The following is a 22,214-nucleotide window of genomic DNA, read 5'->3' as shown; positions in this document are numbered from 1 at the left end:
ACGGCCCCGCTGCAGGGCAGCGGGTCCTTCCTCAGGCGATGTCGGTGTAGGCGTCGCGCAGGTAGTCGTGCACGGCGCGCTCGGGCACCCGGAAGGAGCGGCCGACGCGGACGGCGGAGAGCTCGCCGCCGTGCACGAGGCGGTAGACGGTCATCTTCGAGACCCGCATGAGCGCGGCGACCTCGGCGACGGTCAGGAACGCGACCGCGGCGCGGGGGGCCGGGACCACGGCGGGGCGACCGACCGGCGCGGCGGCCGGGTGGGCGGCCGGGACCGGGCGCGACATGGCGGCGGCCGAGACCGGCCGGCCCATCTGTCGCGGCGCCGGGACGCCCGGGCGAGCGGTCTGCTGGAGCGGTGCGCGGTGGGGCATGGTCACGTCGATCATCTCCGGTATCAGCACATCTTCGCGGCCACCGGCTTCCCCACCGGCGAACAGAACGCTCATGTGCTGGCACCGAGCGTAAGGGGACCGGAGTGACAGAAGCGATGGGTGAAACGAACAGGCGGACCGGTCCGTCCTGGGCACAAGTGGACAGAGACAACGCGTGACACACCCGTCACGGCGTGTTGTCCCCAAGTCGACTCGCCCGCGTGAGGCCTCTGTCCACAGAATCTGTGGACAAGTACATCGGTGTGATTCCTGCCGGGACGGCGCGGGTGACCACCCTGGGGACCGCCTGGGGAGCCCGTGTGGGGAGTGGACGACCGGGTCGGGCACGCGGGGCGGACCGGGTGGACGCCGACCGCCCGTCCCCGTGGGCACATGTCGACAAGACGACGAGTCGCCGAGTCGCCGAGGCGCGGCTCAGTCCTGGGGCCGGCCCAGCTCCATCGAACGGTCGTGCGCGGCCTCGATCGCCGCGATGAGGGCTGCCCGCACCCCGTGCCGCTCCAGCTCGCGGATCGCGGCGATCGTCGTCCCACCAGGGCTGGTGACCGCCTCGCGCAACTGGACCGGGTGCTCACCGGAGTCGCGGAGCATCACCGCCGAGCCGTAGGCGGTCTGCACGATCAGGTCCGCCGCCACCGACCGCGGCAGGCCCAGCAGGATGCCGGCGTCGATCATCGCCTCGACCAGGAAGAAGAAGTACGCCGGGCCGCTGCCCGACAGCGCGGTCACCGCGTCCTGCTGGCTCTCCGGCACCCGCCGGACCTGCCCCACCGGCGCGAGCAGCGCCTCGGCCTCGTCCAGGTGCGCGTCGGTGGCGTGCGCTCCGGCGGACAGCACGCTCATCCCGGCGTCGACCAGCGCGGGCGTGTTGGGCATGACCCGGACCACCGGGGTGCCGGCGGGCAGCGCCGCCTCGATCCGCCCGGTGGACACCCCGGCCGCGACGGAGACGACCAGGTGCGCGTCGGCGGCCACGTGCGGGGCCAGCAGGCCCAGCAGCCCGTCGACGTCCTGCGGCTTGACCGCGAGCAGCAGCACCCGGGCCTGCCCGGCCGCCTCGGCCAGGTCGACCGCCTCCACGCCGTACCGCGCGGCCAGCTCAGCGGCCCGCTGCGGGCTGCGCTCGACGACGCGGATGCCGTCCCCGCTCCCCGCCTGCCGGACCAGCCCGGCCAGCAGCGCCTCGCCGATCTTCCCCCCACCGACGACGGCCAGCCCGCGACGACTCCCAGTGATCATGCCCGCGACGGTAGCGCCCGGCCCACGTGTGCTCCGGGGCGGCCGGGGTAGCCAGCGACCATGTCCGGAGAACTGAACGGCAAGCGCGTGGCCGTGCTGGCCACCGACGGCGTGGAGCAGGTCGAGCTGGAGCGACCCTGGCAGGCCCTGGTCGACGCCGGCGCCGAGCCGCAGCTGGTGAGCCTCGAGCCCGGGTCGATCACCATGTACCAGCACATCGACAAGGGCGACACCAAGGACGTCGACGTGGTCGTGTCCCAGGCCGACCCCGACGGCTTCGCCGCCCTGGTCCTGCCCGGCGGGGTCATCAACGGCGACTTCGTCCGCGCCGACGCCGACGCGGTCGCCTTCGCGAAGGCGTTCTTCGACGCGGGCAAGCCGGTCGCCGCGATCTGCCACGCCCCGTGGGTGCTCGCCGAGGCCGACGTCGTCCGGGGCCGGCGGATGACCTCCTGGCCCTCGCTGCAGACCGACCTCCGCAACGCCGGCGCGGACTGGGTGGACGAGGAGGTCGTCGTCGACGGCAACCTGACCACCAGCCGCAAGCCCGACGACCTCGACGCGTTCAGCAGGACGCTCGTCGAGCAGTTCGCCGGCGCCTGATCCCGCCGGCCGGGTCAGGACCCGGCGAGCAACCCCGCGGCCGGCGCGATCACCAGCACCGTGCCGGCCAGCAGGAGACCGGCCAGCAACGGGACGGCGAGCGGTCCCTGGCCCTGCCGTTTCCGCCATGCGGCGACCCCGGCGACCAGGCCGGTGACGGCCAGCGGTGCGGCGACCAGCGCGGCGTAGGGCATCAGCTCCCACAGCAGCGTGAACGCGAAGTAGAGCCCGATCCCGACCGCCAGGGCCACCACGAGCTCACCGACGAACCTGATCCAGGCCAGCACGCCGTGCGGGCCGCTCCCCGGTTCGGCGTCCGCCTCGCCCGGCACCGCCGGCTGCGGGCCGGTGCGGTGCGCGCCCGTGCGGCGCTCACCGGTGGCCGGCGTGCCCGACGTCTGCAGCGCCGGGATGGCCGCCGTCGACGGCCCACCCGGCACGCTGCCGGTGGCCGGCGCCTGCGCCGGTGACGGGCTGGGCGCCGAGGCGCCCGGGGCCGCGGGTGACGAGGTCGGCTCCGGGGCGACCCGGGCGGGTGCGTCGGTGTGCCGCCGCCCCTGCTGCGCCGGGACCGCGGGGGGCCCGGCCGGACCGGTCACCGGCCCGGAGGCAGCCAGGTCGCCCAGGCCGCTGCCGCGCGGCCGGTCCGCGGCCGGGGCCCAGGAGCGGGACGCCGCCGGCGACGACCCGCCCCGCGGTGTACCCGGCGCATCGTTGCCGGTCGGGTCGACCCGGCGCGGGGAGTCCACCCGGGCGGGCGCCCGCCCTGCCGCCGGGGACGGCGCGGCCGGGGACTGGGCCCGCGCGGTGACGGGACGGATCCCGGGGGCCGGTCCGGCCGGGCGGCCCGGCGTGCCGGGACGTGGTGACGGCGCGGCGGGTGCCGGCCGCGGTGCGACGGCGGCCGGACGGCCGTCCACGTCCACGGGCGCCGAGCGGCCGGTGGGCGCCTCGTCGGGGCCCCGGCGACGACGACCGGGGCGCGTGCCCTGCTCGCTCTCCAGACCGTGCTCGCGCAGGATCTCGGCCAGCGAGCGGACGCTGTACTCCCCCGACGGCTGCGACATCACGCCCCCTCCAGCGAGTCCAGGCGCCGGAGGATGACCCCCTCACGCAGCGCCCATGGACAGATCCGCACAGACGGTACGTCCACCGCGCGCATCGCAGCCTGCGCCACGACGGCACCGGCCGGTACCTGGTGCGCGCGTTGCACCGAGACCCCCTGCAACTCGGCGAGCGCGCCGGCCTCGATCCGGGAGACGAAGCCGATGACCTGCCCCAGCCCCGTCGCGCTGAGCTCACGCGGCACGCGGAGGCCCGCGGCGTAGGGCGCGGCGCCGGCGAGCCGGGCCAGGGTGCGGAAGGTCTTCGAGGTCGCCGCCACCAGGTCGGGCTCACCCGCGGCACGCAACTTGCGCCCGGCCGGGGCGAGCACCTCCGCGGCGTGCGCCTCAAGCTCGGCCAGCGCGGCGAGGTCGGGGCGCCCACCGGTCTCGGCGTCGGGCAGGAAGCGCCGGGTCATCCGCCCGGCACCCAGGGGCACCGAGAGGGCGACGTCGGGGTCCTCATCGATGCCACTGGCCAGCTCCAGCGAACCGCCGCCGATGTCGAACACGAGCAACCGGCCGGCGCTCCAGCCGAACCAGCGGCGCGCGGCGAGGAACGTCAGCCGGGCCTCGTCCTCCCCGCTGAGCACCTGCAGCTGCACCCCGGTCTGCTCGCGCACCCGGCGGAGCACCGCAGCCCCGTTGTCGGCGTCCCGGATCGCCGAGGTGACGAAGGCCAGCAGTTCGTCGCACCGCCGGTCGGCGGCCTGCCGCTTGGCCTTCTGCACCGCGGTGAGCAGGGCCTTCTCCCCCGCCTTGGACAGCTTGCCGTCCTCCCCCACGTGCTCGGCCAGGCGCAGCAGCCAGCGGTCGTCGTGCATCGGGGTGGGGTGCGCGCCGCGGTGCGCATCGACCACCAGCAGGTGCACGGTGTTGGAACCGACATCCAGCACGCCCAGTCGCATGCGGGAGAGTCTGCCGGGTCACCCGCCGCCTACGCTGCGCCGGTGGACCCCAGCACCCCCGCCGACGCCCCGCCCGAGGTCGGGCTGGACTTCCCCCGCGAGTGGGTGGAGTTCGTCGACCCGGCCGATCCCGAGCACCTGGTGCGGGCCGACCTCACCTGGCTGACCAGTGCGTGGACGTGCGTGTTCGGCCGCGGCTGCGCCGGCGTCGTGGCCGGCCGCGCCGAGGACGGCTGCTGCAACCACGGCGCGTTCTTCACCGACACCGACGACCTGGAGCGGGTCGCCGCCTCCGTGGCCGAGCTCACCCCCCTGGACTGGCAACGCCACCCCGGGCAGGCACCGGCCCGGGACGAGTGGACCGAGCCGGACACGCTGACCGAGCCCGCGCCCGGGGAGGCCGCCGAGGAGGCGCTGCGCACCCGGGTCGTCGATGGCGCCTGCGTCTTCCTCAACCGGCCCGGGCACCCCGGAGGTGCCGGCTGCGCGCTGCACGCGATGGCGCTGCGGCAGGGCCGCCACCCGCTGGAGACCAAGCCGGACGTGTGCTGGCAGCTGCCGGTCCGGCGGGAGCAGGAGTGGGTGGACCGGCCCGACGACACCCGGGTGCTGGTGTCGTCCATCGGCGAGTTCGACCGCCGCGGCTGGGGTCCGGGCGGCCACGACCTGCACTGGTGGTGCACCGGCTCCCCCACCGCGCACGTCGCGGCGCAACCGCTGGTGGAGACCTACGGCCCGGAGCTGACCGCGCTGCTGGGCGAGGCCGCCTACGCCGAGCTACGCCGGCTGACCGAGGCGCGCCTGGACGCCGGCCTCGTCGCCCCGCACCCGGCCAGCCCCCGGCCGGTGCCCGTCGAGCTGCACCGACGCCGGCCCGGCTGAGACCGGCGTGCCGCCGGCGCGGGTGGCCCGGAAGGTCTGCCGGTAGGCCCGCGGGGAGACGCCGCGACGGCGGCCGAACTGCTCCCGCAGGCCGGCCGCGGTGCCGAAGCCGACCAGCCGGGCGATCTCCTCCACCGGGGCGTCGCTGCCCTCCAGCAGCGACTCGGCCGCGGCCAGCCGCTGGGTGAGCAGCCAGGCGTGCGGCGTCGTCCCGGTGGTGGCCTTGAACCGGCGGGCGAAGCTGCGCGGGCTCATCAACGCCCGGCGGGCCAGCACCTCGACGGTGATCTCCTCGGCCAGGTGCGCCCGGGCCCACTCCAGGACGATGCCGAGCAGGTCGTCCTCGCAGCGGGCCACCGGCTCGTCGATGAACTGGGCCTGGCCGCCGTCGCGGTGCGGGGGCACCACCATGTCCCGGGCCAGCGCGTTCGCCGCCGACGCACCCCACTCCCGGCGGACGAGGTGGAGCATCGCGTCGATGCCGCTGGCCGTCCCGGCGCCGGTGATGACCCGGCCGGCGTCCACGTAGAGCACTGCTGGGTCGACCTGCACGCGGGGGAAGCGCGCGGCGAGCTCCCCGGCCATCCGCCAGTGCGTGGTGGCCCGGCGACCGTCGAGCAGTCCGGCGCGGGCGAGCACGAAGGCCCCCGAGCAGTGGCTCACCAGCTGGGCACCACGGTCGTACGCGGCCACCAGCGCGGCCAGCAGCTCCGGCGGGGAGGGCTGGGCCAGGTCCTCCCAGGAGGTCACCAGGACGATGTCGGAGACGGCCACCCGTTCCAGGCCGTGCTCCACGGTCAGCCCGATGCCGGTGTCGGTCCGGACCACCCCCGGCCGGACGGCGGCGAGCGCGAAGTCGAAGCGTGGCAGCCCCAGGTGACGGCGGTCGTAGCCGAAGACCTCGGCCGCGACCCCCAGCCCGAAGGAGCCCACCAGGCCGTCGGCGACGACGGCGCTCACCACCAGCGGACGGTCGGTTCCGGTCACCGCGACAGCATGGCAGAAAACCTGCGTTCCCGGTCATGTCTGCCACTCGTCCGGTCGATGCCACCGGCGGAGGCTGCGGGCATGTTCCTGATCACCTGCCCCGTCACCCGGACCACCGAGCTGGTGGCCGACCGGCGCGTCCGGTCGGTCGTCAACCACGCGACGCACATCGCGCTGACCGTCGCCTGCCCCTGCGGCACCGAGCACGTCTACCGCACCGGACGCCGGTGGGAGGAGGCCCGCACCGCAGCGCCGCGGTCGGCGACGGCCGCCGGCGTCGTTCGAGCTGCGCGGGAGCAGGCCCCGGCGTAGCTTCGAACACATGAGCGAAGCGGAGACCGGGCCCGACAGCCCGCGCAGCACCGAGAAGGACCCGTCGGACTGGGTGACCGGCGACGAGCCGGCCACCGGCGCGCAGAAGAGCTACCTGCACACGCTCGCGCGCGAAGCCGGGGAGGACGTCCCCGACGACATCAACAAGGCCGACGCGTCGAAGAAGATCGACGACCTCCAGGACGAAACCGGCCGCGGCCAGTAGGAGAGCAGTTCCGCCGCCGCAGGCGGCTGTCAGCCCTGGCCGACGGACCCGGAGGGTCCTCGACCAGGGCTGACGAGCCCGCCGCAGGCGGTCCGGCCGGACGGCGGGCCCGCAGGGTCCACCTCCGGCCGGACGGTCAACGGCTCAGCGCAGCGCACTCCGGCACCTGGCCGCGGTGCGGCCCGGAGGATCGCCCTGTGGTGGCTGCGGTTGCGATCCGGAGGATCGCGATCAGCTACGCCTCGAACTTGTAGCCGAGCCCGCGCACGGTCACCAGGTACTTGGGGTTGGCCGGGTCGGGCTCGAGCTTGGCCCGCAGCCGCTTGACGTGGACGTCGAGGGTCTTGGTGTCGCCGACGTAGTCCGCTCCCCAGACCCGGTCGATGAGCTGACCGCGGGTGAGCACCCGCCCGGCGTTGCGCAGCAGCAGCTCGAGCAGGTCGAACTCCTTGAGCGGGAGGGCGACGGGCTGCCCGTCGACCGCGACGACGTGCCGCTCGACGTCCAGCCGCACCGGGCCGGCCTCCAGCGTGCTGTCGGCCACCGGTTCGGCGTCCGTGCCGCGGCGCAGCACGGCCCGGATCCGGGCGACCAGCTCCCGGGCCGAGTAGGGCTTGGTGACGTAGTCGTCGGCGCCCAGCTCCAGCCCGACGACCTTGTCGATCTCGGCGTCCTTGGCGGTGAGCATGATGATCGGCACCGAGCTCCTGGCCCGCAGCGAGCGGCAGACCTCGGTACCGGAGAGCCCCGGCAGCATGAGGTCGAGCAGCACGATGTCGGCCCCGGCCCGGTCGAACTCGGCGAGCGCGTCCGTGCCGGTGGCGGCCACGACCGTGTCGTAGCCCTCTCGCCGCAGCATGTAGGACAGCGCGTCGCTGAAGGACTCCTCGTCCTCCACCACGAGCACTCGGGTCATGACCGTCCTCTCCTCGCGGCCCCCGCGGGGCCGTCGTCGTGGGACCCGACCGCGACGTCATCGACGTCGAGGGGGCGGGCCGGGTGGAGCGGCGGCACGGGCGGCCGCTCGGGTGCGCCGTCGTCCACGGGCTGGTCGATCCCGGCGGCGAGGGGGATGCGCAGGGTGAACGTCGACCCCAGGCCCTCCTCGCTCCACACGGTGACCGATCCGCCGTGGTTGCTGGCGACGTGCTTGACGATGGCCAGACCGAGTCCGGTGCCACCGGTGGAGCTGGCCCGGGACTGGTCGACCCGGTAGAAGCGCTCGAAGACCCGGGAGCGGTCCGAGCGGGGGATGCCGATGCCGGAGTCGGTGACGGCGATCTCGGCGAACCCGGAGCGGGCCCGGGCGCCGACCGCGATGGTGGTCTCCACGGGGCTGTAGGCGACGGCGTTGGCCAGCAGGTTGGTGAGCGCGGTGGCCAGCTGTGCCTCGACCCCGCGGACCACCAGGCCGGGCTGGGCGGCGACGGCGAGCTGGATGTCCTTGGCCGCGGCGGCGGCGCGGGTGCGGTCGACGGCCTCGGCCACGACGGTGGCGACGGCCACCGGCACCAGCTCGGGCATCGGCTCCGCGCCCTGCAGCCGGGACAGGTCGATGAGCTCGCGCACCAGGCGGGAGAGCCGGTCGGCCTCGTGGCTCATCCGGGCGGCGAACCGCTGCACCGTCTCCGGGTCGTCGGCGGCACCCTGGATCGCCTCGGCCAGCAGCGCGAGCGCGCCCACGGGGGTCTTCAGCTCGTGGCCGACGTTGGCGACGAAGTCCCGCCGGACGGCCTCGACGCGGCGGGCCTCGGTGACGTCCTGGAGCACCAGCGCCACCGGCCCGGTGCCGCTCAGCGGTGCGCTGCCCAGCCGGATGCCGTGCACGCCCACGGTGCGGGGGCCCGCGCCGACCAGGTCTCCGGGGAGTGCGACGTCGGCCCGGCGGCTGCCGGCGGTCTGGGTCTCCAGGGCCACCTCCAGCAGGCCGGGAACCAGCAGGCGACTGCCCCGGACGATGCCCAGCGCCCGCGCGGAGGGGTTGGCCAGCAGCACCGCGTCGTCGGGGCCGACCACGACGACGGCGGGGTCCATCAGGTCGACCAGCCGGCGGGAGAGCGCGGCCTCCTCGTCGGCGCGCGGGTCGACCTGGCCGCGCGGGGGCACCGCGCCCCCCTCGTCGACGGGACGGTGGCGGGCGCGGACCACGGTGAGCGCCAGCAGCAGGCCGGTCGCGAGGCCCGCCACCAGGGCGACCAGCGGTTCCACGGTGCCGATGCTAGACAGGAAGGGCGAGTGCACGACCGGTCCCGGGGCACATCACCCGTCCGGGCGGGACAGTTCACCGCGGTGTGCCCGGGCGTTCACCTGGCGGCCTCCTGCAGCGCGTGGCACCGTCTTTAGGCTCGTGTGCACACGCGTTCCGACGTCCGGCACCGGGCGTTCCGGACGGTGGGCGGCGACGCCACGCGCCGAGCAGCCGAGCCACCCGGGCCCGGACCCGGCGCGGCAAGTGGACGGAGGAAGCGTGCTGCGGGAGAGCTACCGCGAGGAACTGGACGACATCAACGCCTGCCTGGTGGAGATGGCCAACTCGGTGGGGTCCGCGATGAGCACCGCGACCACCGCCCTGCTCGACGCCGACGTCGCGCTCGCCGACCTGGTGATCGCCGGGGACGAGCGGATCGACTCGGTGCGCGAGAGCATCGAGGAGCGCTGCTTCACCCTGCTGGCCCGGCAGCAGCCGGTCGCCACCGACCTGCGCACCATCACCACCGCGATGCGGATCGTCGGTGACCTGGAGCGGATGGGCGACCTGGCCGAGCACATCGCGAAGGTCGCGCGGATGCGCTTCCCGGAGCACGCGGTGCCCCAGGAGGTGCGCCCGGTCTTCCTGGAGGCCGGCCACGTCGCCGGGAGCCTGGTCACCAAGGCCAGCACCGTCATCGCCAAGCGCGACGTCGAGGCGGCCGCCGAGCTGGAGGCCGAGGACGACGTCATGGACCAGCTGCACAAGCAGCTGTTCCGCGAGCTGCTGCTCCCCACCTGGGGGCACGGCATCGAGTCGGCCATCGACGTCACGCTGCTGGGCCGCTACTACGAGCGCTTCGCCGACCACGCGGTCAGCGTGGCCCGCCGGGTGGTCTACCTGGTCACCGGCGAGCGCGCGATGGTCGCGACGCACGATTCCTGAGGCGGTCCTCCGGACCGCACCGCGGCCGACGGCCGTGCCCCGTCGGCGCTGAGCCGTTGCGCACCCCTCCTCGGGGATGCCTCCGGCCCCCCTCGTCGGCGTGCAGCGCCTGACGGCGCGTAGTCCGGACACACACGGCGCGTAGTCCGGACACACACGGAGCCCCCGGCAGCCGAGCTGCCGGGGGCTCCGCGGTGCCCTACTTCTTGCCCTGGTTCTTGACCGCCTCGATCGCTGCTGCGGCGGCGTCGGGGTCGAGGTACTGACCGCCCTTCTGCAGCGGGCGCAGGTCGGCGTCGAGGTCGTAGCGCAGCGGTACGCCGGTCGGGATGTTGAGGCCGACGACCTCCTCGTCGCCCATGCCGTCCAGGTGCTTCACCAGCGCCCGCAGGCTGTTGCCGTGCGCGGCGACCAGCACGGTCCGCCCCGACCGCAGGTCCGGCACGATCGCGTCGTACCAGTAGGGCAGCATGCGGACGACGACGTCGGCCAGGCACTCGGTGGCCGGGCGCACCTCCGGCGGCAGCATGGCGTAGCGCGGGTCGCCGTCCTGGCTGAACTCGCTGCCGGGCTCGATCGGCGGCGGCGGGGTGTCGTAGGAGCGGCGCCAGGTCATGAACTGCTCTTCGCCGTACTCGGCGAGCGTGGCGGCCTTGTCCTTGCCCTGGAGGGCGCCGTAGTGCCGCTCGTTGAGCCGCCAGGAGCGCTTCACCGGGATCCACTGCCGGTCGGCGGCGGCCAGCGCCAGCTCGGAGGTGGCGATCGCCCGCTTGAGCACGGAGGTGTGGCAGACGTCGGGCAGCACGCCCTGCTCGGCCATCAGCTGGCCACCGCGGGCCGCCTCGGCGCGGCCCTTCTCCGACAGCGGGACGTCCACCCAGCCGGTGAACAGGTTGGCCTTGTTCCACTCGCTCTCGCCGTGGCGGAGCAGGACGAGGGTCGCAACGGGGCTCGCGGTCTCAGTCACGCTGCCATCCTGCCCGACTCCGGGTCAGCGCGTGAGCAGTGGCCAGCAGACCCACAGCTCGAAGAGCGCGGGCGGCACCAGCCCCACCAGCAGCCACGGGCTCCAGAACCGACGTCCGGCACCCCAGCGCACGGCGGCGACCATCGCCAGGCTGCAGATGACCGCCACCGAGCCCCAGAGCGCGAGCGCCCCGGCGTCCGGGGCGATCAGCTGCACGACCAGCAGCTCGACCGCGCACAGCAGCAGCGGGTAGGCCAGCGCGGAGGCGGCGACCAGGCCGATGAGCGCCCGGCCCTGCCGGGCCGGCGCCGGGGTCTGGTCCACCATCGCTGCCCACGCTAGTCCGGCAGGGGAGGATCGGCCCGTGCGTGCGACCGAACGGTGGGCGGCGGAGCTGGCGGCGTGGGCGATCGACCCGGAGCTGCTGGCCGCCGCCCCGGAGTCCCCCTACGGCTTCCCGCCGGGCCTGTTCGGCGCCGACCGCGGCGCGGCGGCGACCCTCGCCGCAGTGCGGGAGGCCGGCCCGGGCAGCGTGCTGGACGTCGGCTGCGGCGGTGGGGCGGCCAGCGTGCCCGCCGGAGCACCGGAGCTGCTGGGACTCGACGAGTCCGCCGATCTGCTGGCCCGGTTCACCGCGGCGGCGCTCGCCTCCCCGGCGACGACGGTGCGCACCTGGGTCGGGCGGTGGCCGGACGTCGCGCAGCGGGTGCCGCCGGCCGACGTCGTGGTGTGCGCGAACGTCGTCTACAACGTGCCCGACGTCGCCGCGTTCGTCACCGAGCTGACCGCGCACGCTCGCCACCGGGTGGTGGTCGAGCTGACCGACGTCCACCCGTGGACGTCGCTGGGTGGGCTGTGGCGGCACTTCCACGGCCAGGAGCGGCCCAGCGGCCCCACGGCTGCCCTGTTCGCCGAGGTGCTCGACGAGCTGGGCATCACCGCGCAGCAGCACACCTGGTCGCGGGCCGACCCGTGGCGGGACGCCCCCGACGACGTGGTGCTGGCCTTCACCCGCCGGCGGCTGTGCCTGCCGGTGGCGCGCGAGCCGGAGGTGGCCGCGGCGATGCGCCGGTTCACCGACGACCGGCCGCGCACCGCGACCACCTTCTGGTGGCCCGGCGCGGCCTGAGGTCAGGCGGGCAGACGCCGGCCGGGCAGCCAGACGAGGACGACCACCGCGGCGATGACCGCACAGCCGGCGGTGCCGACGGCGGTCAGGTGCATCGCCCCGACGAAGGCCTCCCGGGCCGGCTCGACGACAGCGCCGACGCCGGACGCAGCCTCACCGCCGGCGGCCCGGGCGCGCTCGACCGCGGCCAGCGTCCCGATGATCGACTCGCTGGCCTGCTCCCGGGCGGCGGGCGGCAGCGCGTCGACCTCGTCGCCGAGCCGGGTGGCGTAGGCCCCGGCCAGCACCGAGCCGAGGATCGCCACCCCCAGCGCGCCGCCCACCTGGCGCACCGCGTTGTTGACCGCCGCGCCCGCGCCGGCCTTCTCCCGCGGGACGACGGACATGATCGACTCGGTGGCCGGGGCCATCACCGAGCCCATGCCGACCCCCTGCAGCGCCAGCACGGTGAGCACCAGCCACAACGGCGCGTCGGCGTCCAGCAGCTGGATGCCGGCGAAGGAGAACGCGATGAGGGTGAAGCCGGTGGCGCACACGGCCTTCGCGCCGAACCGCTCGGCGAGCACCGAGCTGCGCGGGGCCACCAGCGCGATGCCCAGCGCGACCGGCACCAGGCTGGCCCCGCTGGCCAGCGGGGAGTACCCACGCACGCCCTGCAGGTAGTAGACGAGGTAGAACGTCGCCCCCTGCAGCGCGAAGAAGTTGAGCGTGAGCGCGCCGGCGGCGGCGGAGAAGGCCGGGTTGCGGAACAGCGTGACGTCCAGCGCGGGGTGGCTGGTGCGCCGCTGCCACCAGACGAAGACCACCAGCAGCAGCACCCCGCCGCCCAGCGGCGCCCAGGTCTGCGGCGCGCTCCAGCCGTCGCTGCCGCCGCGGATGATGCCGAAGACCAGCCCGGCGAGCGCCACGATCGACAGCAGCACGCCCGGCACGTCCAGCCGGCCGGGCGCGGGGTCCCTGGACTCCGGGACGACGAGGAGGATGCCCAGGATGCCCAGCGCCGCGACCGGGACGCCGAGCAGGAAGACCGCGCCCCACCAGTAGTGCTCCAGCACCAGCCCCCCGGCCAGCGGACCGCCGGCGACCGCGAGGCCCGAGGCACCGGCCCACAGCCCGATCGCCCGGCCCCGCTCGCCGGCCGGGAAGACGTTGGTGATCACCGCGAGCGTGGCGGGCTGCACCGCGGCGCCGCCGACCCCCATCACCGCGCGCCAGGCGATGAGCTCCAGCGCCGAGTCGCTGAACGCGGCGAGCACCGAGCCGACGGCGAAGATGGTCAGCCCGGCCAGCAGGACCTTGCGCCGGCCGAACCGGTCACCGAGCACGCCCCAGCTGAACAGCAGCCCGGCGAAGACGAGGATGTAGGAGTCGATCGCCCACTGGAGCTCGCCCTGAGTGGCGTCCAGCTCGCGCTGGAGCGTGGGCAGCGCGACGTTGAGGATGGTGTTGCCCATGATCACCATCAGCAGACAGACGACCATGGTGGCGAGCACCCACCACCGCCGGTCGTAGCCGGCCGGCAGCGTGGTCGGCGGGGTCAGGGCGGGCCGGCTCACCCGGGCGGCCGACGGGTGGGGTCGGCGAAGGCGGCGAACGCCTCCAGGTTGCGCAGCGACTCCCCGCGCTCGACCCGCCAGTTCCACTCGCGGCGGATCGAGCTGCCGAACCCGATCTGCAGCATCGTGTTGAAGTGCTCGTCGGCGTAGGTGAGCACCGCCCCGAGGATGCGGTCGATCTCCTCGGCGTTCACCGCGTCGTGCCCGAGGGTGCCGGTGAGGTAGACGTCGCCGACGCTGTCGATCGAGTACGCGACCCCGTACATCCGGGCGTTGTGCTGCAGCAGCCAGGCCCACAGCTGCTCGCGGTTCTCGTCGGGCTGGCGGCAGACGAACGCCTCGACCCGGAACCCGTGCGCGCCGACGGTGAGCCCCACCAGGGTGCGCAGCTTCTTCACCCCGGGCAGGGTCACCACGAACCGCCCGGTGTCCGGGTGCTCGTACTCCAGCTCCGCGGCGCGCAGGGCCCTCTCGACGACCCCGTCGAGCTCCGCCACGCTCCGCCGGCTCATCGGCCCGCCGTGCCCCCGGAGAGCAGCCGCACGGCCTCCGCACCGCGCAGCCGGGCCAGCGGCGCCGACCGCCGGCTCATCTCGGCCATCGCCGCGGCGTAGCCGTCGACGAGGGAGTCGACGGTGCGGTCCCAGCTGAAGGCGGCGGCGTGCCGCCGCGCCCCGGCCGCCAGCAGCTCCCGGCGCTCCAGCACCCGGGTGATCGCGGCGGCGTAGTCCCCGGGGTCGCGGCCGGTGACCAGCAGGCCGGAGACGCCGTCGTCGACCGCGGTCGGCAGGCCCCCGACCCGCGCGGCCACCACCGGTGTACCGCAGGCCTGCGCCTCCAGCGCCACCAGGCCGAAGGACTCGTTGTGGCTGGGCACGACGGCGACGTCGGCGGCGCGGTAGTGGTCGGCAAGCTGCGCCGGTGGCTGCGGCGGCAGGAACCGGACGACGTCGGTGACGCCCAGGCGCACGGCCAGCTCCTGCAGCCGCTGCGGCTCGGCCAGCCCGGACCCGCTGGGTGCGCCGACCACCAGCACCTGCAGCCGGGCGCGCAGCTCGGGGTCCGCGGCGAGCATCCGGGCGGCCGCGTGCAGCAGCATGTCCGGGGCCTTGAGCGGCTGGATCCGCCCGACGAACAGCAGCACGACGGCGTCGGCGGGCACGCCCACCCGTTCCCGGGCGCGCTGGCGGTCTCCGGGCCGGAAGGTGCGCAGGTCGACCCCGGGGGGCACGACCAGGGTGCGGCGCGGGTCGGCGCCGTAGAAGTCGACGAGCTGGCGCGCCTCCTCGGCGGTGTTGGCGACCATCCGGTCGGCCTCGGCGACGACCTGCTCCTCGCCGATCACCCGGGCGCGCGGCTCGGGCTCGTCGCCCTCGGCGAGCGCGGCGTTCTTCACCTTGGCCAGGGTGTGCGCGGAGTGCACCAGCGGCACGCCCCACCGGTCCCGGGCCAGCCAGCCGACCTGGCCCGACAGCCAGTAGTGGGAGTGGACGACGTCGAAGTGCCCCGGCTCGTGCTGGGCCTCCTCGCGCAGCACGGCGGCGGTGAAGGCGCACATCTGGGCGGGGAGCTCGTTCTTGCCGAGCCCCTCGAACGGGCCGGCGCTGACGTGCCGGACGGTGACGCCCGGGCTCATCGCGACCACCGGCGGCTGGTCGCTGGAGGTGGCGCGGGTGAAGACGTCGACGGCGATGCCGCGCTCGGCCAGGCGGCGGGACACCTCGACCACGTAGACGTTCATGCCTCCGGCATCACCGGCGCCGGGCTGCTCCAGCGGGCTGGTGTGCACCGAGAGGGTCGCCACCCGGCGCGGGAGCACGGGTGCCGTGGTGTTGGGTGCCGGGGAGTTGCGCCGCAGGACGCCGGGGCGACCGGGCCGTCGACCAGGCACGGTGCCACCTCCGCTCGGGCGTGCGTGGCGCCCGCGGCGGACACCCTGTCGGTGGTTCAGTCTGCAACAAGGCCAGGATGGACACATGTCCAGCCCCGTTGCTCCCTCCCCCGCACGAGTGCCCTTCCCCGGCTCCGGCCGGGTCGCCGTCGTCACCGGCGCCTCCAGCGGGATCGGCGCCGCGACCGCGGAGCGGCTGGCGGCCGAGGGGTTCGACGTCGTGCTGGCCGCGCGCCGGCTGGACCGGCTGACCGAGCTGGCCGCCCGGATCGGTGGCCGGGTCGCGCAGCTGGACGTGACCGACCCCGCGTCGGTCACGGCGCTGGCGGCCTCGCTGGACCGGGTCGACGTGCTGGTGAACAACGCCGGTGGGGCGTTCGACGCCAACCCGGTGGCCGAGGCCGACCTGGGCTCCTGGGAGCGCACCTACGACGTCAACGTGCTGGGCCCGGTGCGGGTGACCAAGGCGCTGCTGCCGGCGCTGCAGGCGTCCGGCGCCGGCGACCTGGTGTTCGTCGGCTCCACCGCCGGGCTGGTCAGCTACGAGGGGGGCGCCAGCTACACCGCCGCCAAGCACGGGGTGCACACGCTGGCCGAGACGCTGCGCCTGGAGCTGGTGCACGACCCGGTGCGGGTGATCGAGATCGCCCCGGGGATGGTCAAGACGGAGGAGTTCTCGCTCAACCGCACCGGCAGCCAGGAGAAGGCCGACGCCGTGTACCGGGGGGTGCGCGAGCCGCTGGTGGCCGAGGACGTCGCCGACGTCATCGCCTGGGCGGTCACCCGCCCGCACCACGTGAACGTCGACCTGCTCGTCGTCCGGCCGCGGGCCCAGGCTGCCCAGCACAAGGTGGCCCGCGAGGACGGGTGACCGCCCCACTCCCGGTCAGCTGACCAGCTTGAGCCCGATCACGCAGCCGACGATGCCGGCCAGCAGCAGCACCCGGACCACCGACACCGGCTCGGCGCCGGTGAGCATGGCCCAGCCGGCGGTCAGCGTCGCGCCGATGCCCACCCACACCGCGTAGGCCGTGCCCAGCGGCAGCGTGCGCATGGCGAACGCCAGCCCGCCCATGCTGCCGGCGAGGGCCACGGCGAAGACGACGCTCGGCGCCAGGCGGGTGAAGCCCTGCGAGCGGTCGAGCGCGGTCGCCCAGACGGCCTCCAGCGCGCCGGAGACGACGAGGACGAGCCAGGCCATGACCACTCCCGGAACGCCGTCTTGTCGCTGTCCGGGTACGGCGCCGCTCGTCCGGGAGCCCGGCTGCGGGCTCACGTCCAGGCTCGCACGCACCGGTCGATCCGGCCAGCGGCGCCCCGGTCGGACGGGTCACCGCGGGACGTCGTGCTCTGCCCACTCCCGGTGGGCAGACCACGACCTCACGCACCGGCACCTCTGGGGTGCGGTCGTCCGGAGCGGGTCGACGGACGACGCCGCCGCGGGCACCATCGCGACATGCACGGAGACGGGCGTGAGACGAACCAGTACTCCCCGGCCGGCACGGTCGGGAAGCTGGGCGAGCTGACCGGTGGCTGGGTCACCAACCCCCGGGGCCGGCAGCGCGCGCTGCGCATGCTGCTGTGGCTGGCCGTCACCCTCGCCGTGCTGACCGCACTCGCGGTGGGGCTCGCCCTCCTGCTCGAGTGAGCCGACGTTCAGACGCTGTGGTCGCGCAGCAGCTCGTAGGCGGCGGCGACCTGGGCCCGGTCGGCGGAGGTCCCGGCCGACGTGGTCAGCGCCTGGGCCGCCTCGACGTCGGCGCGGAGCAGGTCGCCGCCGTTGAGCAGCCGGGAGATCAGCCCGGCCAGCGCGCCGTCGGCCTCCACCCGGGCCAGCCAGGCCTGCATGGCCCCGGGACCACCACCGGCCGGGACGGCGGGCGCGCGCAGCGTCTCGTAGAGCGCCCCGAGCCGCCGGGCCTCGTCCGGTCGCACGCTCACGGGCGCACCGGCTCGGGCACCAGGGTCACGCCGAACCGGTCGCGCACCGCGTCGACGACCCGCCCGGCGAAGGCCATCAGCTCCGCAGAGGTGGCGCCGGGCTCGGTGGTCAGCGCCAGGCTGTGCCGCGGCGACGTGCCGACCCGCCCGTCCCGGGTGCCCTTGCCGAAGCCGGCCGACTGCACCAGCCAGGCCGCCGACAGCTTGACCTGCTCCGCGCCGTCCGCGCCGATCCCGGCCGGCCAGCTCGGGCAGCCCGGCACCGCGGCAGCCACCGGGACGATGGGGTTGGTGAAGAACGACCCGGCGCTGCGGGTGTCGGGGTCGGTCGGGTCCCAGACCATGCCCTTGCCGCGACGCAGCCCGAGCACGGCGTCGCGCACGGCGGCCAGCGGCGCGGTCTCCCCCAGCTCGACGCCGAGGGTCCGGGCCAGCTCCGCGTAGCTGACCGCTCCCGAGTGCGCGGAGGGCCGCAGCGCGAAGGTCACCGCGAGCACCACGTACGCCCCGGGCTGGGCCTTGAACCGGCTGTCCCGGTAGGCGAAGCCGCACTCCTCCGGCGTGAAGACCCGCTCGGCGCGGGCGGCGCGGTCCCAGGTGCGCACCGAGGTGATCAGCGCGGCGACCTCCTGGCCGTACGCGCCGACGTTCTGCACGGGGGTCGCGCCGGTCGAGCCGGGGATGCCCGAGAGGGCCTCCAGGCCCGCCAGCTCCTGCCCGACGGTGGCCGCGACCAGGTCGTCCCACGGTTCGCCGGCCTCGACCTCGAGCTCCACCTGCTCACCGGCGTCTCGGCGGGCCACGCCGCGGGTGCGGACCAGCACCACGTCACCGGGCCAGCCGGCGTCCGGGCCGATGAGGTTGGAGCCCCCACCGAGGACCAGCAGCGGGCGGCCGGCGTCGTCGGCGTCGCGGACGGCGGCGACCAGCTCCTCGCGCGTGGTGACCTCGACCAGGCGGTCGATCGGGCCACCGACCCCGAGGGTGGTCAGCTCCGCGAAGCGGGCGTCGCGGCGTACCTGCACCGCACCACCGTAATCCGCGGCGCGGCTAACCTCGTCCACCGTGAGCGACCACACCCAGCGTGCGTCGCTGCCGCCCGTCCGGAAGGCGCCCCGGCTGGCCGCCGGCCGCGCGCGGGCCCTCGGCCTGCCGACCCGCGGCACCACCAACGCCAACCGGCTGCGCCGGGTCGACCGCTGGCTGGTCGCCACCCAGGTCGCGCGGCTGCGGGACGCCGCCCACCCGCTCGTCGTCGACCTGGGCTACGGCGCCTCGGCGGTGACCACCCTGGAGCTGGCCGAGCGGCTGGCCCCGGAGGTGGCCGGGCTGGAGGTGATCGGCCTGGAGATCGATCCGGAGCGGGTGACCGCGGTCGCCGCGGACCGCGACCCGCCGCGGGTCGACTTCCGGGTGGGCGGGTTCGAGCTGGCCGGGCTGCAGCCGGTGCTGGTGCGGGCCTTCAACGTGCTGCGCCAGTACGACGAGGAGTCCGCGGCCCGCGCCTGGGACACCATGCGCGGCGCGCTGGCCCCCGGCGGGCTGCTGGTCGAGGGCACCTGCGACGAGTGGGGACGGCGGGCGACCTGGGTGGCGCTGGACGAGGACGGCCCGCTGACCCTCACCCTGGCCGCCCGGGTCTCGGACCTGGAGCGCCCGTCGGACCTGGCCGAGCGGCTGCCCAAGGCGCTGATCCACCACAACGTGCCCGGCCAGCCGGTGCACGCCTTCCTCACGGCCTTCGACGCCGCCTGGGCCTCGGCCGCCGGGCTGTCGACGTTCGGCCCCCGGCAGCGCTGGGCCGCGGCGGTCGAGACGCTGGCCGAGCAGGGCTGGCCGCTGGTCGCGCCGACCCGGCGGTGGAGGCACGGCGAGGTCACCGTCCGCTGGTCCGCGGTCGCGCCCTCGTGAGCCGGCGGGGACGCACCCGGGACGAGCGCCCTGCCCTCACCGCCCTGCCCGGGCCGGTCGAGGTCGGCGGCGGCACGGCGGAGCTGCTGGCCGACGCCGACCGGGACGGCGCGTGGGAGCTGCACCTGGACGGCGTCCCGCAGTCGCACGTCGACCTGGGCGACCCGACCCACCTGGAGTTCGAGTACGTCCGCCGGATGGGGCACGTCGTCGACCTGGTCGCGCCGGCGGGCGAGCCGCTGGACGTCGTCCACCTCGGCGGCGGCGCGCTGACCCTGGCCCGGTACGTGGCCGTGACCCGGCCCGGCTCCGTGCAGCGGGTGATGGAGCTCGACGAGCGGCTCACCGACCTGGTCCGGTCCCGGCTGCCGCTGCCCCGGGGCGCACGGGTCCGGGTGCGGGCGATCGACGCCCGCGCCGGGCTGGCCGCACTGCCGGACGCCAGCGCCGACCTGGTGCTGGTCGACGTCTTCGCCGGCGCCCGCACCCCGGCGCACCTGACCACCGTGGAGTTCGCCACCGACGTCGCCCGGGTGCTCCGCCCGGGTGGGACGACGGCGTGGAACGTCTCCGACGGCCCGCCGCTGCGGTTCGCCCGGACCGAGGCGGCGACGCTGGCGGCGGTCTTCGCCCACCTCTCCCTGGTCGCCGAGCCGAGCACGTTCAAGGGCCGCCGGTTCGGCAACCTGGTCGCCGTCGCCTCCGACGGCGAGCTGCCGGTGGCCGAGCTGACCCGCCGCTGCCTGGCCGACCCGATGCCCGCCCGGCTGGTCACCGGTGACCTGCTGCGCACCTTCGTCGGGCAGCAGGCGCCGGCCACCGACGCCGACGCGCAGCCGTCACCGGAGCCACCGGCCGGCGTCTTCGGCTGAGGCGCCCAGCCGGGGACGAGGAGCTGCACAGGTCGCCCCGGGGCCCCTAGGGTCGGTGCATGACCGCTCCTGCGTCCCGCCGCCTGACCCGCGACTCCCGGCACAAGGTGATCGCGGGGGTGTGTGCCGGCCTGGCCCGGCGGTTCGGCCTGTCCCGCAACGGCCTGCGGCTGGCGTTCGTCGTCAGCTGCGTGCTGCCGGGCCCGCAGTTCGTCGCCTACGTGGCGCTGTGGGTCCTCATGCCGTCCGACCGCGGGTACTGACCCGCCGGTTCACCAACTGGTGTCGTTGCCGCCCCGCCGCAGCCCGCGCACCGCGGGGCGCACGTCGACCAGGTAGACGACGGCCGCGATCACCGCGGGGAGCCCGAACAGGCTCAGCGGGCCCATCCACCAGAGCGCCAGCGCGGAGATGCCGGTGATCGCCATCCAGCCGGGCTTGGTCAGCTTGCCGGCCGCCACGAAGGCCGCCGTCGGGCGGATGATCGCGTCGACGAAGGCCCACAGCGCGAGCGCCAGCGTGCCCAGACGGACCAGCTCGTAGACGAACCCGTCGAAGCCCATGCCGCAGAGGATAGGCGTCCCGGAGGCGCTTCCGGTGGGTCGACCCACGCCGCGCCGGTCACCTGCCCCTCCCGGGTGAGACGGCGCCGCCCCGGCACCCGCGTCGATCGCGGGCGCCGGGGCGGCGCAGGTCGTGCCGGAGCCGGAGGGCTACTCGGCGTCGTCGCTCTTGGCCGGGACGGCGAGCGGGTCGGGCACCGGGGTGGTGCTCTCCGCCGCCGTGCCGCGCTCGGCGCCCGCCTTCTTCGCGGGCGCCTTGCGCGCGGTGGCCTTCTTCGCGGGCTTCCCGGCGGTCTCCTCCGTGGCCGTCGCGGCGCCGTCGCGGACCCGCCGCTTGGTGGTGGCGGCGGCCTCCGCGGTCTCACCGGCGACGGTGTCGAGCGCGTCGTCGGCGCGCGCCGCGGTCTTCTGCGCGACCGAGGTCACCTCGTTCGACGCAGCGTCGACCGTCTCCTGCGCGGTCCCGGCGGCGTCGGCGACGGCGCCCTCCATGGTGTCGACGGCCTGCTCGGCCCGCCCGGCGAACCGCTGGAACGTCGGGCCGACGAGCGTCGCACCCCGGTCGGCGAGCTCGCCGATCGTGGTCAGCGCCTGGGTGCGGGCGGTCTCGACCAGCCCGGTGACCGTGCCCATGACGGTGTCCGGCCGCACCGTCGCGGCGGCGTCGACCGCCGCGGTGCGGGCCTGGGCAGCGGCGACGCGGGCCTGCTGGGCCGCCGCGGCAGCCTGCTCGCGGGCCTGTGCGGCGCGGACGCGGGCCTCGGCGGCGGCCTGGGCGGCACGGGCGCGGGCCTGCTCGGCCCGGGTGCGGGCCTCCTTGCCGGCCAGGTCGGCCTGCACCTGGGCCTCGCCGGGCAGCGCCTCGGTGCGCGAGCGGAACTGGCCGACGACGGTGCGTGCCCGGTCGACGGCGACGTCGCCGGCGCCGAGGGCGGCCAGCAGGCCGGTGCGGCCGGTGTCGACGAGGGTCTCGCCGTAGTGCTTCAGGGCGTCGGTGCGGCTCATGCCGTCTCCTCCTGGGGTGACTGGGTGGGTGACTGGGGGGCGGGCGGGTGGGGCACCGGGGCGGTCTCCGCCTGCTCGCGGGCGTGCTCCCGGGCGTAGGTCTCGTAGAGCTCCAGGAGAACGGCCCTGTGCCGTTCGGAGAGCGCCGGATCGGCGCGGATCGCCGCGACGGTGCCGGCGGTGCCCGACCGGCGGTCGAGGAAGCCGGCCTGCTCGTAGAGGGTCTCTGCGGAGATCTTCAGGCCCCGGGCGATCTGGGCCAGGATCTCCGCCGACGGCTTGCGCAGCCCGCGCTCGACCTGGGACAGGTAGGGGTTGCTCACCCCCGCGGCGCGGGCCAGCTCGCGCAGCGACACCTGGGCGGCGCTGCGCTGCGTACGGATGAACTCGCCCACGTGGGACCCGACGCTCGCCGGCACGTGGCCGGCCTCCGCCGCGGCCGAGGTGACCGTCTCGCGGACAGCGCTCACCTGATCGCGGACGAACTCCGTGGGACCAGGCACCGTTCCACCGTAACCACGGGTGCTAGCTCTTGCAAGCGCGCCGCTAGCACCCGTTCGGCGCGGGTCGACCCGCCGCGCCGGCACCCGCC

The 22,214-nt window shown here is 75.6% G+C and carries 29 protein-coding genes and 1 riboswitch; of the genes, 11 read left to right on the top strand and 18 right to left on the bottom strand.

Translation table 11 applies throughout. From position 1 onward, the window contains the following. Nucleotides 1–31: 31 nt before the first annotated feature. Both ACI79Y_RS08300 and proC read right to left on the bottom strand, forming a co-directional pair. On the bottom strand, nucleotides 32–448 hold the full coding sequence (locus ACI79Y_RS08300) for a helix-turn-helix domain-containing protein (protein ID WP_457158014.1): 417 nt from the start codon (nucleotides 446–448) through the stop codon (nucleotides 32–34). Nucleotides 449–808: 360 nt separating this feature from the next. Continuing rightward, a complete protein-coding gene (gene proC, locus ACI79Y_RS08295; protein WP_457158013.1) occupies nucleotides 809–1,633 on the bottom strand; it encodes a pyrroline-5-carboxylate reductase in 825 nt (274 codons plus the stop codon). 60 nt (nucleotides 1,634–1,693) lie between these two features. Here proC and ACI79Y_RS08290 point away from each other — a divergent pair, with 60 nt between their 5' ends. Then, a complete protein-coding gene (locus ACI79Y_RS08290) occupies nucleotides 1,694–2,236 on the top strand; it encodes a type 1 glutamine amidotransferase domain-containing protein (protein ID WP_457158012.1) in 543 nt (180 codons plus the stop codon). Nucleotides 2,237–2,250: 14 nt separating this feature from the next. On the opposite strand, the gene ACI79Y_RS08285 is transcribed toward ACI79Y_RS08290, so the two are convergent. Both ACI79Y_RS08285 and ACI79Y_RS08280 read right to left on the bottom strand, forming a co-directional pair. Beyond that, complete coding sequence (locus ACI79Y_RS08285; protein WP_457158011.1) at nucleotides 2,251–3,303, bottom strand: hypothetical protein; 1,053 nt, start codon at nucleotides 3,301–3,303, stop codon at nucleotides 2,251–2,253. Then, nucleotides 3,303–4,247, bottom strand: a complete 945-nt coding sequence (locus ACI79Y_RS08280) for a Ppx/GppA phosphatase family protein (protein WP_457158010.1) — start codon at nucleotides 4,245–4,247, stop codon at nucleotides 3,303–3,305. Before ACI79Y_RS08280 ends, ACI79Y_RS08285 begins: the two co-directional genes overlap by 1 nt. 42 nt (nucleotides 4,248–4,289) lie before the next feature. Here ACI79Y_RS08280 and ACI79Y_RS08275 point away from each other — a divergent pair, with 42 nt between their 5' ends. After that, nucleotides 4,290–5,129: a hypothetical protein gene (locus ACI79Y_RS08275; RefSeq protein WP_457158009.1), complete on the top strand. Its 840-nt coding sequence runs from the start codon at nucleotides 4,290–4,292 to the stop codon at nucleotides 5,127–5,129. On the opposite strand, the gene ACI79Y_RS08270 is transcribed toward ACI79Y_RS08275, so the two are convergent. Continuing rightward, the gene (locus tag ACI79Y_RS08270; protein WP_457158008.1) at nucleotides 5,025–6,116 is read right to left on the bottom strand and encodes a helix-turn-helix domain-containing protein; all 1,092 of its coding nucleotides are present in this window, start codon (nucleotides 6,114–6,116) and stop codon (nucleotides 5,025–5,027) included. The genes ACI79Y_RS08275 and ACI79Y_RS08270 overlap by 105 nt on opposite strands. Before the next feature lie 81 nt (nucleotides 6,117–6,197). Between ACI79Y_RS08270 and ACI79Y_RS08265 the strand changes: the two genes are divergently transcribed. Beyond that, nucleotides 6,198–6,428 (top strand): hypothetical protein, encoded by a 231-nt coding sequence (locus tag ACI79Y_RS08265; RefSeq protein WP_457158007.1) that lies wholly within the window; start codon nucleotides 6,198–6,200, stop codon nucleotides 6,426–6,428. Between the two features lie 10 nt (nucleotides 6,429–6,438). Next, nucleotides 6,439–6,654 carry a DUF3072 domain-containing protein gene (locus ACI79Y_RS08260; RefSeq protein WP_457158006.1) on the top strand — a complete coding sequence of 72 codons (216 nt, stop codon included), beginning with the start codon at nucleotides 6,439–6,441 and terminating at the stop codon, nucleotides 6,652–6,654. Between the two features lie 235 nt (nucleotides 6,655–6,889). Here ACI79Y_RS08260 and ACI79Y_RS08255 read toward each other — a convergent pair whose 3' ends face one another. Together ACI79Y_RS08255 and ACI79Y_RS08250 are read right to left on the bottom strand one after the other, a co-directional pair. After that, nucleotides 6,890–7,570: a winged helix-turn-helix domain-containing protein gene (locus tag ACI79Y_RS08255; RefSeq protein WP_457078739.1), complete on the bottom strand. Its 681-nt coding sequence runs from the start codon at nucleotides 7,568–7,570 to the stop codon at nucleotides 6,890–6,892. Beyond that, the gene (locus tag ACI79Y_RS08250; protein WP_457158005.1) at nucleotides 7,567–8,862 is read right to left on the bottom strand and encodes a sensor histidine kinase; all 1,296 of its coding nucleotides are present in this window, start codon (nucleotides 8,860–8,862) and stop codon (nucleotides 7,567–7,569) included. The genes ACI79Y_RS08255 and ACI79Y_RS08250 overlap by 4 nt, the downstream gene beginning before the upstream one ends. 259 nt (nucleotides 8,863–9,121) lie before the next feature. On the opposite strand from ACI79Y_RS08250, the gene phoU reads away from it, so the two are divergent. Further along, the gene (phoU, locus tag ACI79Y_RS08245; RefSeq protein ID WP_457158004.1) at nucleotides 9,122–9,787 is read left to right on the top strand and encodes a phosphate signaling complex protein PhoU; all 666 of its coding nucleotides are present in this window, start codon (nucleotides 9,122–9,124) and stop codon (nucleotides 9,785–9,787) included. Between the two features lie 199 nt (nucleotides 9,788–9,986). On the opposite strand, the gene ACI79Y_RS08240 is transcribed toward phoU, so the two are convergent. Together ACI79Y_RS08240 and ACI79Y_RS08235 are read right to left on the bottom strand one after the other, a co-directional pair. Beyond that, nucleotides 9,987–10,754 (bottom strand): phosphoglyceromutase, encoded by a 768-nt coding sequence (locus tag ACI79Y_RS08240; RefSeq protein ID WP_457158003.1) that lies wholly within the window; start codon nucleotides 10,752–10,754, stop codon nucleotides 9,987–9,989. Between the two features lie 24 nt (nucleotides 10,755–10,778). Further along, nucleotides 10,779–11,081: a hypothetical protein gene (locus ACI79Y_RS08235; protein ID WP_457158002.1), complete on the bottom strand. Its 303-nt coding sequence runs from the start codon at nucleotides 11,079–11,081 to the stop codon at nucleotides 10,779–10,781. Between the two features lie 37 nt (nucleotides 11,082–11,118). On the opposite strand from ACI79Y_RS08235, the gene ACI79Y_RS08230 reads away from it, so the two are divergent. After that, nucleotides 11,119–11,883, top strand: coding sequence for a class I SAM-dependent methyltransferase (locus ACI79Y_RS08230; protein ID WP_457158001.1), 765 nt, complete (start codon nucleotides 11,119–11,121; stop codon nucleotides 11,881–11,883). Between the two features lie 2 nt (nucleotides 11,884–11,885). On the opposite strand, the gene ACI79Y_RS08225 is transcribed toward ACI79Y_RS08230, so the two are convergent. Genes ACI79Y_RS08225 through mshA form a run of 3 tightly spaced genes read right to left on the bottom strand, consistent with a single transcriptional unit; the run spans nucleotide 11,886 to nucleotide 15,330 of the window. Next, nucleotides 11,886–13,439 (bottom strand): MFS transporter, encoded by a 1,554-nt coding sequence (locus ACI79Y_RS08225; protein WP_457158000.1) that lies wholly within the window; start codon nucleotides 13,437–13,439, stop codon nucleotides 11,886–11,888. Next, nucleotides 13,436–13,951 (bottom strand): YbjN domain-containing protein, encoded by a 516-nt coding sequence (locus tag ACI79Y_RS08220; RefSeq protein WP_457157999.1) that lies wholly within the window; start codon nucleotides 13,949–13,951, stop codon nucleotides 13,436–13,438. The genes ACI79Y_RS08225 and ACI79Y_RS08220 overlap by 4 nt, the downstream gene beginning before the upstream one ends. Beyond that, nucleotides 13,948–15,330 carry a D-inositol-3-phosphate glycosyltransferase gene (gene mshA / locus ACI79Y_RS08215; RefSeq protein ID WP_457157998.1) on the bottom strand — a complete coding sequence of 461 codons (1,383 nt, stop codon included), beginning with the start codon at nucleotides 15,328–15,330 and terminating at the stop codon, nucleotides 13,948–13,950. The genes ACI79Y_RS08220 and mshA overlap by 4 nt, the downstream gene beginning before the upstream one ends. A gap of 85 nt (nucleotides 15,331–15,415) precedes the next feature. Between mshA and ACI79Y_RS08210 the strand changes: the two genes are divergently transcribed. Beyond that, nucleotides 15,416–16,201, top strand: coding sequence for an SDR family oxidoreductase (locus ACI79Y_RS08210; RefSeq protein ID WP_457157997.1), 786 nt, complete (start codon nucleotides 15,416–15,418; stop codon nucleotides 16,199–16,201). A gap of 15 nt (nucleotides 16,202–16,216) precedes the next feature. Here the strand turns inward: ACI79Y_RS08210 and ACI79Y_RS08205 are convergent, their stop codons facing one another. Further along, the gene (locus ACI79Y_RS08205) at nucleotides 16,217–16,531 is read right to left on the bottom strand and encodes a DMT family transporter (RefSeq protein ID WP_457157996.1); all 315 of its coding nucleotides are present in this window, start codon (nucleotides 16,529–16,531) and stop codon (nucleotides 16,217–16,219) included. A 10-nt stretch (nucleotides 16,532–16,541) separates the two neighbouring features. Further along, a riboswitch (guanidine-III (ykkC-III) riboswitch) is annotated at nucleotides 16,542–16,607 on the bottom strand. A 179-nt stretch (nucleotides 16,608–16,786) separates the two neighbouring features. Between ACI79Y_RS08205 and ACI79Y_RS08200 the strand changes: the two genes are divergently transcribed. Continuing rightward, nucleotides 16,787–16,978: a hypothetical protein gene (locus ACI79Y_RS08200; RefSeq protein WP_457078769.1), complete on the top strand. Its 192-nt coding sequence runs from the start codon at nucleotides 16,787–16,789 to the stop codon at nucleotides 16,976–16,978. An 8-nt stretch (nucleotides 16,979–16,986) separates the two neighbouring features. On the opposite strand, the gene ACI79Y_RS08195 is transcribed toward ACI79Y_RS08200, so the two are convergent. Together ACI79Y_RS08195 and ACI79Y_RS08190 are read right to left on the bottom strand one after the other, a co-directional pair. Then, the gene (locus tag ACI79Y_RS08195) at nucleotides 16,987–17,271 is read right to left on the bottom strand and encodes a hypothetical protein (protein WP_457157995.1); all 285 of its coding nucleotides are present in this window, start codon (nucleotides 17,269–17,271) and stop codon (nucleotides 16,987–16,989) included. Further along, the gene (locus ACI79Y_RS08190; RefSeq protein WP_457157994.1) at nucleotides 17,268–18,296 is read right to left on the bottom strand and encodes a UDP-N-acetylmuramate dehydrogenase; all 1,029 of its coding nucleotides are present in this window, start codon (nucleotides 18,294–18,296) and stop codon (nucleotides 17,268–17,270) included. The genes ACI79Y_RS08195 and ACI79Y_RS08190 overlap by 4 nt, the downstream gene beginning before the upstream one ends. A gap of 40 nt (nucleotides 18,297–18,336) precedes the next feature. Here ACI79Y_RS08190 and ACI79Y_RS08185 point away from each other — a divergent pair, with 40 nt between their 5' ends. Genes ACI79Y_RS08185 through ACI79Y_RS08175 form a run of 3 tightly spaced genes read left to right on the top strand, consistent with a single transcriptional unit; the run spans nucleotide 18,337 to nucleotide 20,317 of the window. After that, nucleotides 18,337–19,182, top strand: coding sequence for a class I SAM-dependent methyltransferase (locus tag ACI79Y_RS08185; protein WP_457157993.1), 846 nt, complete (start codon nucleotides 18,337–18,339; stop codon nucleotides 19,180–19,182). Then, a complete protein-coding gene (locus ACI79Y_RS08180; RefSeq protein WP_457157992.1) occupies nucleotides 19,179–20,054 on the top strand; it encodes a spermidine synthase in 876 nt (291 codons plus the stop codon). Before ACI79Y_RS08185 ends, ACI79Y_RS08180 begins: the two co-directional genes overlap by 4 nt. A 59-nt stretch (nucleotides 20,055–20,113) precedes the next feature. After that, nucleotides 20,114–20,317 (top strand): PspC domain-containing protein, encoded by a 204-nt coding sequence (locus ACI79Y_RS08175; RefSeq protein ID WP_457157991.1) that lies wholly within the window; start codon nucleotides 20,114–20,116, stop codon nucleotides 20,315–20,317. A gap of 9 nt (nucleotides 20,318–20,326) precedes the next feature. Here ACI79Y_RS08175 and ACI79Y_RS08170 read toward each other — a convergent pair whose 3' ends face one another. The 3 genes from ACI79Y_RS08170 to ACI79Y_RS08160 form a co-directional block, all read right to left on the bottom strand. Then, nucleotides 20,327–20,617 carry a DUF2516 family protein gene (locus ACI79Y_RS08170; RefSeq protein ID WP_457078781.1) on the bottom strand — a complete coding sequence of 97 codons (291 nt, stop codon included), beginning with the start codon at nucleotides 20,615–20,617 and terminating at the stop codon, nucleotides 20,327–20,329. A gap of 150 nt (nucleotides 20,618–20,767) precedes the next feature. Further along, nucleotides 20,768–21,622: a hypothetical protein gene (locus tag ACI79Y_RS08165; RefSeq protein WP_457157990.1), complete on the bottom strand. Its 855-nt coding sequence runs from the start codon at nucleotides 21,620–21,622 to the stop codon at nucleotides 20,768–20,770. Beyond that, nucleotides 21,619–22,125 carry a helix-turn-helix domain-containing protein gene (locus ACI79Y_RS08160; protein ID WP_457157989.1) on the bottom strand — a complete coding sequence of 169 codons (507 nt, stop codon included), beginning with the start codon at nucleotides 22,123–22,125 and terminating at the stop codon, nucleotides 21,619–21,621. The genes ACI79Y_RS08165 and ACI79Y_RS08160 overlap by 4 nt, the downstream gene beginning before the upstream one ends. Nucleotides 22,126–22,214: the final 89 nt, after the last annotated feature.

It is taken from the genome of Modestobacter sp. SYSU DS0875, assembly GCF_054050915.1.
Note: the sequence above shows the minus strand (reverse complement) of the source record. Positions and strands in the feature narration are given on the sequence as shown.